Source organism: Salipiger sp. HF18 (assembly GCF_011806505.1).
Taxonomy (GTDB): Bacteria; Pseudomonadota; Alphaproteobacteria; order Rhodobacterales; family Rhodobacteraceae; genus Salipiger; species Salipiger thiooxidans.
On sequence record NZ_JAATOS010000167.1, the window covers coordinates 1 to 8,117 of the forward strand.

Consider the following 8,117-nt stretch of genomic DNA (forward strand, 5'->3'; position numbering starts at 1 on the left):
GAGAGCTCGTCGCGCAGGGCGGTGGCGCGGGCGGCCAGCGCCGCGGGGTCGTCGCCGGTGAATTCGACGATGTTGACACCCTCGGCGCCCGCCTGCGGGAAGAGATGCGCCAGCGCCGGAAAGCCCGCTTCCTCGCGCGCGAGCCCGAGCACCCGGCTGTCGATGGTTTCGACCGAGGTGGCCCCCAGCGTCGCCATGTCCCGCGCGTCGCGCAGCGCGGCCTGGAAGTCGGGGTAGAAGATCAGCAGCAACGCCGAGGCGGCGGGAATCGGCAGCACGTTGAGCGTGGCCTCGGCGATCAGCGCCAGCGTGCCTTCGGAGCCGCAGAGCACCGCGCGGGCGTCGATGCTGTCGTCGTCGCGGATATGGGCAAGGTCGTAGCCGGTAAGCGCACGGTTGAGCTTGGGGAAGCGCTCCTCGATCAGCGCCGCCTCGTCGCGACTGATCTCGTCGAGCACCCGCAGCACCTCGCCGCCGCGACCGGCGCGTGGCGCATAGGGCGCGCGCCCGGTCTCGAGCATCTCGCCGCCCACCAGCGCCGCTTTCAGCGACAGCACGTGGGTCGAGGTCTTGCCGTAGACGCAGGAGCCCTGACCGCAGGCATCGGTCGAGATCATGCCGCCGATGGTCGCCCGCGAAGAGGTCGAGAGCTCGGGCGCGAAGAACAGGCCGTGCGGCTTCAGCGCGGCATTGAGCTGGTCCTTGATGACGCCGGGCTGGACCCGCACGCGGCGGGCCTCGGTGTCGATCTCGAGGATTCGGGTCATGTGGCGCGAGCAGTCCACCACCACGCCGCCGCCCAGCGACTGGCCGTTGGTGCCGGTGCCGCCGCCGCGCGGGCGCAGCACGACCTCGTGGAATTCCGGCCGGTCGAGCAGCCGGGCCACCAGCGCAAGATCGGCCTCGTCGCGCGGAAACACCACGGCGCCGGGCAATATCTGATAGATAGAGTTGTCCGTCGCCATCACCACCCGGTCCGACGCCTCGGTCGAAACCTCGCCCGTGAACCCCTCGCGGCGCAGCGCCTCGGCGAAGGCGCGTTCTGCGGCGGTGGCGGAGGGAATCTGGCTGGGCATCGCGAAGGCTCCGGGCGGGCTGTTGGGTTGCTGAAAATTGCCGCAGGATGTGACCGATTGCAATGGATCCATGTAAAATTGACTGAACGATATTGTGGAAACGGTCAAAAATATGCACGTTCAGAAGAAATGCTGCGATTGAGTTCAGAGTCGCAGCGGAATGACGGAGAATGCACTTGGTTCATACATCGCCAGAGGCAGATGTCGCGATCATCGGGGCGGGCGTGGTCGGTTGCGCCATGGCCCGGCGCTTTGCGCTCGAGGGCGCGACCGTGGTCGTGCTCGAGGCCGCGACGGACATCCTGTCCGGGGCCTCGAAAGCCAACAGCGCCATCCTGCACACCGGCTTCGACGCGCCCACCGGCTCGCTGGAACTGGCCTGCATGCAGGCGGCCTACGCGGAATACATGGACATCCGCGCCGCGATGAACCTGCCGGTCCTCGAGACCGGCGCCATGGTCGCGGCCTGGAGCGACGAGGAAGAGGCCCGGCTGCCGACGCTGCTGGCGCAGGCACAGGAGAACGGCGTCACCGACACCCGCCTGCTGAGCCGCGCCGAGGTGCTGGCGCGCGAACCCGCTCTGGCGGGCCATGTCCGCGGTGCGCTTCTGGTTCCGCGCGAGCACGTGATCGACCCGTGGTCGGCGCCGCTGGCCTATGCCACGCAGGCGCAGATGCTGGGCGCGCGCTTCCTCTTCAACGCGGCGCTCAAGGGCGCGCGGCGTGACGGTGCGACATGGGTGCTCGACACCGCAGCAGGCGAGGTGAAGGCGACCACCGTGGTCAACTGCGCCGGTCTCTACGGCGACCACGTCGAAACCATGTTCACCGGCAAGCCCAGCTTCGAGATCCGCCCCCGCAAGGGCCAGTTCGTGGTCTATGACAAGGCGGCGTCGGAGCACCTGCGCACCATCCTGCTGCCGGTGCCCAATGACCGCACCAAGGGCGTGGTGCTGACGCGCACGATCTTCGGCAACCTGCTGGTCGGCCCCACCGCCGAGGAGCAGGAGGCGCGCGACCGCCCCGACGTGACCCGGCCCGAGCTCGACATGCTCATGGACAAGGCGGTGGAGCTGGTGCCCGCGCTGCGCGACATGCCGGTGACGGCGGTCTACGCGGGGCTGCGCCCGGCCACCGAGCGCAAGGAATACCGCGTCCACGCCGACGCCGACCTCGGCTACTACTGCGCGGGCGGCATCCGCTCGACCGGGCTCACCGCCGCGCTCGGCATCGCGAGCCACGTCTTCGCGCTCTGGAGCGGGGCGTATCAGGCGGTGCGCGGGGCGGTGAACGCGCCACCGCAGCCGGTCATGCCCAACCTCGCCGAGCACCTGCCGCGCGACTATCAGACCCCCGGCCATGACGGCATCGTCTGCCATTGCGAGATGGTCACCGCGCGCGAGATCCGCGCCGCGCTCGACAGCCCGCTGCCGCCGGGCGATTTCGGCGGCCTGCGCCGCCGCACCCGCTGCGCCATGGGGCGCTGCCAGGGCTTCAACTGTCTCGCCCGCGTCGCCACCCTTTCCGAGGGCAAGCTGCGTGCCGACATTCTGCCGGAGGGCGACGCATGAGCGATACCTGTGACGTGGCCATCGTGGGCGGCGGCCCGGCGGGCCTCTCGGCGGCGGTCGAGCTGAAGCGGCAGGGCGTGGCCCGGGTCGTGGTGCTCGAGCGCTTCGGCAGGGCGGGCGGCATCCCGCGCCACTGCGGCCACCCGCCCTTCGGCATGCGCGAGTTCCGCCGCGTGCTGTCCGGCCCCGCCTATGCGCGGCGGCTGGTGGTCACCGCCGAGGAAGCGGGCGTCGAGATCCGCACCGACCACACGGTGACTGCAGTGCGCCCGGGCGGCGTGCTCGAACTTGCGACCACGCAGGGGGCGATGACCCTCACCGCCCGCCGCGTGCTGATCGCCACCGGCAACCGCGAGCGCACCCGCGCCCAGCGGCTTGCGCCGGGGCTGCGCCCGGTGGGGGTGATGAACACCGCCGCGCTTCAGTCCTTTGTCTACGAAGAGGGGCGCAAGCCGTTCTTGCGCCCGGTGATCGTCGGCAGCGAGATGGTGGCGCTTTCGGCGCTGCTGACCTGCGTGCGGCACGGCATGCGTCCGGTCGCGCTGGTCGAGACCCGCGAGCGGGTGCAGACCCGGCGGCTCTTCATGGCGCTGGCGGCGTTGCTGCGGGTGCCGGTGCTGACCGGCGCCGAGCTTCTGTCGATCGAGGGCCGCACCCGCGTCGAGGGCCTGTGCCTGCGCCGCAACGACGGCACCGAGACCACGCTCGCCTGCGACGGCATCGTTTTCTCTGGGCGCTTCACCCCCGAAGCGACGCTGGCGCGGGCCAGCGGGCTTGCGCTGGATGCGGGCTCGCTCGGGCCCGAGATCGACGCCGAGGGCCGCAGCTCGGATCCGCACGTGTTCGTGGCCGGCAACGTGCTGCACCCGGTCGAGACCGCGGGCGTCTGCTGGGCCGAAGGCCGGCGCGTCGCGGGCGTGATCGCGCGCGAGCTGGCCGCCGAGACCGGCGAGACGACCGAGCCCGCGTCGCGGGCCGGCGCCGTGGTGCGCCCCGGCGATGGGCTGCGTTACGTGGTGCCGCAGCGCATCAGCGGCGCCACCGAGCTCAATATCCGCGCCGAGGGCGCGGCGCGCGGGCGGCTGGTGCTGCGCGATGCGACCGGGCGCGAGCTCGTGGTGAAGACCCTGCGCGCCTATCCCGAACAGCCGATCCGCCTGCGGGTGCCGGCACTGGACGCGGCGGCGCTGAGCGGCGATCTTCACCTCGGGCTGGAAAGGGACGACTGAACCATGCGCATTCTCGCGCTCGACCAGGGCACGACCTCGACCCGGGGTCTGGTGGCCGACGACAGCGGTGCGGTCGAGATCGTGCATTCGGTCCGCCACGCCCAGCATTTCCCCGCCGCCGACCGGGTCGAGCACGACCCGATGGAGCTGCTCGCGAACCTGCGCGCGGTGATCAACGCGGCGGGCAGGGTCGATGCCATCGCGCTCTCGAACCAGGGCGAAAGCTGCCTGGCGTGGGACGCGGTGACCGGCGCGCCTCTGTCGCCCGTGATCGTCTGGCAGGACCGCCGCACCGAAGCGCGGCTGGCCGGTATGGCCGGGGCCGCGCCGATGGTGCGCGCGCGGGCCGGGCTGCCGCTCGATCCCTATTTCTCGGCGTCCAAGCTGGCGTGGCTCGGTGACAACGAGCGCCGCGTGCAGGAAGCCCATCGCGCCGGCCGGCTGCGGCTTGGCACCACCGATGCGTTCTTTCTCCAGCACCTGACCGGGCGCGCGCTCACCGACGTGACCACCGCGTCGCGCACTTCTCTGATGTCGCTCGGGACCGGCGACTGGGACCCCGAGCTCTGCCGTAACTTCGGCGTGCCGCTCGACTGCCTGCCCGAGATCCGTCCCACGGTCTCGGATTTCGGCGAGATCGACGGCGTGCCTGTCACGGCGGCGGTGGTCGACCAGCAGGCGGCGCTTTACGGCCACGGCTGCCGGGCGCCGGGGGATGCCAAGATCACCTTCGGCACCGGTGCCTTCGCACTTGCGGTGACAGGCCCCGAGCGGCCCGCCCAGGATGACAGCGGGCTCCTGCCCACCGTCGCCTGGCGCGTCGGGGACGAGACCACCTATGCCGTGGACGGTGGCGTGCATGCCGCCGGGGCCGCGGTGGAGTGGGCGCAGCGCATCGGGCTGCTCGACGGTCCTGCGGCGCTCGCCGGGTTCGAGGCCGCGCCCGCCATCGACCGCGGGCTGGCCTTCGTCCCGGCGCTCTCGGGTCTGGCCGCACCGCATTGGGATGGCAGCGCCGCCGGGCTCTTCATCGGCATGACCGGGGCCACCACGCGCGATGACATGGCCCAGGCGTTGATCGAGGGCATCGCCCTGCGCGCGGCCGAGGTCATTGCCCGCATGGGGCAGGGCGGTCCGGTGGCGCGGATCTCGATGGACGGCGGGCTGGCGCGCGCGCCCTACCTCTGCCAGTTCCTTGCCGACGTCACGGGCGCCGAGATCGTGCTGCCCGCCACCGAAGAGCTGACCGGCGTCGGTGCCGCCCAGCTCGCGGCGCTGGGACTTGGCGCGACCCTGCCTGCGCCGCCGCTGCGCGCCACGGTGAAGCCGCGGCCCTGCGACCGCGTTGGCCGCATGGCCCGTTTCGCCGGGGCGGTCGACCGCGCCCGTGGCTGGCGCGACTGAGGCACCAGCGCTTTTATGGAAAAGCCCCGCTCCGGCGGGGCTTTTTTGTGTGCGCGGAACGGCGGTCCGGACATCGCCCGAACCGGCATCCCCGGAAAAGTAGACGCCGCCCCGGTGGGCGGGACGGCGCCTGCGCGGAGGGAGAGTCCGCGCGTCGGCCCGCGGTCCGGTGTTCGTCCCGGAGCGCCTGGCCTTGTTCTGTCGTGGCTTACCGCAGCAGGCCCAGCGGCACCGTGATGATCTGCGGGAAGAGCACCAGCAGCAGCAGCACCGCGATCTCGGCGAAGAGGAAGGGCAGCACGCCGACCATGATCCGGTCGAGCCGCACCCTGCCGACGCCCGCGACCACGTTCAGCACGTTGCCGACCGGCGGCGTCAGCATCCCCAGCGCCCCGGCGATTGTGAAGACCACGCCGAAGTAGATCAGGTCGATCCCTGCGGCCTTGCCCAGCGGAATGACAATCGGCATCAGGATCAGGCTCAGCGGCGTGAAGTCGAGCACCATGCCCAGCAGCAGCGTGAGCACGACGATCATGCCGACCAGCATCTGCGGGCTGTCCATGAACGGCTGCAGGAAGGCGATCACCTGCGTCGGCAGGTTGGCGATGGTGATGAGCCAGGCCGAGACCATCGAGGTGCCGATGAGGAACATCACCACGGCCGAGGTCTTGCCGGCCTCGACGAGCCCTTCGTAGAAGCTCTTGAGGGTCAGCTCGCCATAGACGAAGGCGCCGACGAGCGCCGCGTAGACGGCGGCGATCACCGCGGCCTCGGTCGGCGTGAAGACGCCCACGCGCAGGCCGCCGATCACCACCACCGGCAGCACCAGCGCGGGCAGGGCTTTCCACAGCGCCTGCAGGATCTCGGCGCGGCTCTTGCGCTCGAGCGTCTGAAAGGCACCGCCACGCGACACGAAGCGCCACGCCAGCACCAGCGATCCCGCCATCAGGATGCCGGGCACGATGGCCGCCATGAAGAGCCCGCTGATCGAGACGTTGGCGATGGCGCCGAAGACCACCAGTGCGATGGACGGCGGGATCACCGGGGCGATGACGCCGCCCGCGGCGAGCAGGCCGCCGGACGAGCCCTCGGGGTAGCCGCCGAGCTTCATCATCGGGATCAGGATGGCGGCGAGGGCGGCGCTGTCGGCGATGGCCGAGCCCGAGAGCGAGGCCATGATCAGCGAGGCGCAGATCGCCACGTAGCCGAGCCCGCCGCGCAGGTGGCCGAAGGCGGCCATGGCGACCTCGATGATGCGCCGCGACAGCCCGCCGCGGTTCATAAGCTCGCCCGCGAGGATGAAGAAGGGGATCGCCAGCAGGATGAAGTTGTCGGTGCCGAGGATCATGTTCTGGGCGATGATCTGGGCGTTGAAATAGTCCAGATGCAGCATCAGCGCGATACCGCAGGCGATCAGTGCCCAGGCGATCGGCAGGCCCAGCACGATGCCGAGGATCAGGACCGAGAGGAAGACGACGAAGGTCATGGGACGGTTACTCCGCGATGTCGGCGGACGCCGCCTGGAAGAACTTGTCGGCAGGCATGCGGCCCGAGAGGATCAGCACCATGCGCCCGGCCACGACCAGCGCGAGCGCGGTGCCGGCCAGGGTGGCGGCGACGTAGATGGTGGCGGAGGGCAGCCCCGAGATCTGGTAGTTCGACGAGAAGTTCAGCTTGGCCTGCATCCATGCGCCCTGCGCCAGCAGGAAGTTGCCGTAGAGCATGACCGCGCCGGTGAGCGCCACGACAGCCTTCTTGGCGGGCTCGGGCAGGCGGTCGACCACCAGCGTCATCGCGATGTGGCGCTGCTGGATCAGCGCCAGAACGGCGCCGGTGAGGATGAGGATGGAGAGGGCGATGCGCGAAAGCTCCTCGGTCACCACGATGCCGGAATTGAAGAAGAAACGCATCATGACGTTGGTGAAGACCATCGCCACGAGGGCGAAGAGGAGGAAGGCCACCATGGCTTCGAGAAGCCGTTCGGCCAGACGTAGGGCGCGCATTCAGAACTCCTGGGCTGGAGAAGGAAGAAGGGGCCGGCGCGGGAGCATGCACCGGCCCCGGCAGGGCGATCAGTCTTCGGCCAGGGTGGCCTGCATCTCTTCGTAGAGCGGACGGATCGCGTCGGTGACGAGGCCCTCGGTGACCGGGGCGACCGCTTCGACGATCTCGGCGCGGGCCTCGGGGGTGAGCTCGGAGACGGTCATGCCGCCCTCGTCGCTGGCGAGGAACGCCTTCGCCTCTTCGACGGCGGCGCGCATGATCTTGCGGTTTTCGATGGCGGTCTCGTCGGCGGCCTGCTGGAGCATGGCCTTGTCGTCGTCCGAGAGGCTGTTCCAGAACGGCTGCGAGATCAGCATGACCAGCGCCGAGTAGGCGTGCTTGGAGGTGGTGAGATAGTCCTGCACCTCGTAGAAGTTCAGGTCACGCACGGTCAGCAGCGGGTTGTCCTGGCCGTCGACGGTGCCGGTCTCGAGCGCGGTGTAGACCTCGGGGAAGGGCATCGGCACGGGGTTGGTGCCGAGCGCCTCGAAGGTGTTGATGAACACCGGCGCGCCGATCACGCGGAAGCTCAGGCCATCGAAGTCGGCCAGCTTTTCGATCGGGCGCTTGGAGTTCGACAGGTCGCGGAAGCCGTTGTCGACGAAGGTCAGGCCCTTCATGCCCGAGCCGTCGAGCCCGGCCAGCATCTCGTCGCCCACCGGGCCGAGCAGCACCTTGTCGGTGGCGGCGTCGTCGGCGAAGGCGAAGGGCAGGTCGATGAGCTGGAAGCGCTCGTTGTACTTGATGAGGTTGGTCGAGGAGGTGATCAGCATCTCCTGCAGGCCGCCCTGCAG

At 70.1% G+C, this 8,117-nt stretch carries 7 protein-coding genes; 3 read left to right on the forward strand and 4 right to left on the reverse strand.

Features of this window, described 5'->3' with window-relative positions; translation table 11 throughout:
* The coding region (locus HC022_RS14350) for an FAD-binding oxidoreductase (protein WP_167452907.1) at positions 1 to 1,076 on the reverse strand (1,076 nt) is incomplete at its 3' end.
* Positions 1,077 to 1,246: 170 nt separating this feature from the next.
* On the opposite strand from HC022_RS14350, the gene HC022_RS14355 reads away from it, so the two are divergent.
* Genes HC022_RS14355 through HC022_RS14365 form a run of 3 tightly spaced genes read left to right on the forward strand, consistent with a single transcriptional unit; the run spans position 1,247 to position 5,280 of the window.
* The gene (locus tag HC022_RS14355; protein WP_167452908.1) at positions 1,247 to 2,647 is read left to right on the forward strand and encodes an NAD(P)/FAD-dependent oxidoreductase; all 1,401 of its coding nucleotides are present in this window, start codon (positions 1,247 to 1,249) and stop codon (positions 2,645 to 2,647) included.
* A complete protein-coding gene (locus tag HC022_RS14360) occupies positions 2,644 to 3,876 on the forward strand; it encodes an NAD(P)/FAD-dependent oxidoreductase (RefSeq protein WP_167452909.1) in 1,233 nt (410 codons plus the stop codon). Before HC022_RS14355 ends, HC022_RS14360 begins: the two co-directional genes overlap by 4 nt.
* Positions 3,877 to 3,879: 3 nt before the next feature.
* Entirely contained in the window at positions 3,880 to 5,280 is a 1,401-nt protein-coding gene (locus tag HC022_RS14365) for an FGGY family carbohydrate kinase (protein WP_167452910.1), read from the forward strand.
* Positions 5,281 to 5,488: 208 nt separating this feature from the next.
* On the opposite strand, the gene HC022_RS14370 is transcribed toward HC022_RS14365, so the two are convergent.
* From HC022_RS14370 to HC022_RS14380, 3 genes are all read right to left on the reverse strand, one after another.
* Complete coding sequence (locus tag HC022_RS14370) at positions 5,489 to 6,766, reverse strand: TRAP transporter large permease (protein ID WP_008886153.1); 1,278 nt, start codon at positions 6,764 to 6,766, stop codon at positions 5,489 to 5,491.
* Between the two features lie 7 nt (positions 6,767 to 6,773).
* On the reverse strand, positions 6,774 to 7,283 hold the full coding sequence (locus tag HC022_RS14375) for a TRAP transporter small permease (protein WP_008885327.1): 510 nt from the start codon (positions 7,281 to 7,283) through the stop codon (positions 6,774 to 6,776).
* A gap of 69 nt (positions 7,284 to 7,352) precedes the next feature.
* Positions 7,353 to 8,117 (reverse strand): DctP family TRAP transporter solute-binding subunit (locus tag HC022_RS14380; protein WP_167452911.1); only part of this gene is annotated, 765 nt, incomplete at its 5' end.

What these genes read in the sequence shown, in the direction of transcription:
- HC022_RS14355 (WP_167452908.1), top strand. Translation starts at nt 1,247, where the DNA reads ATGCACTTGGTTCATACATCGCCAGAGGCAGATGTCGCGATCATCGGG.
- HC022_RS14360 (WP_167452909.1), top strand. Translation starts at nt 2,644, where the DNA reads ATGAGCGATACCTGTGACGTGGCCATCGTGGGCGGCGGCCCGGCGGGC.
- HC022_RS14365 (WP_167452910.1), top strand. Translation starts at nt 3,880, where the DNA reads ATGCGCATTCTCGCGCTCGACCAGGGCACGACCTCGACCCGGGGTCTG.
- HC022_RS14370 (WP_008886153.1), bottom strand. Translation starts at nt 6,766, where the DNA reads ATGACCTTCGTCGTCTTCCTCTCGGTCCTGATCCTCGGCATCGTGCTG.
- HC022_RS14375 (WP_008885327.1), bottom strand. Translation starts at nt 7,283, where the DNA reads ATGCGCGCCCTACGTCTGGCCGAACGGCTTCTCGAAGCCATGGTGGCC.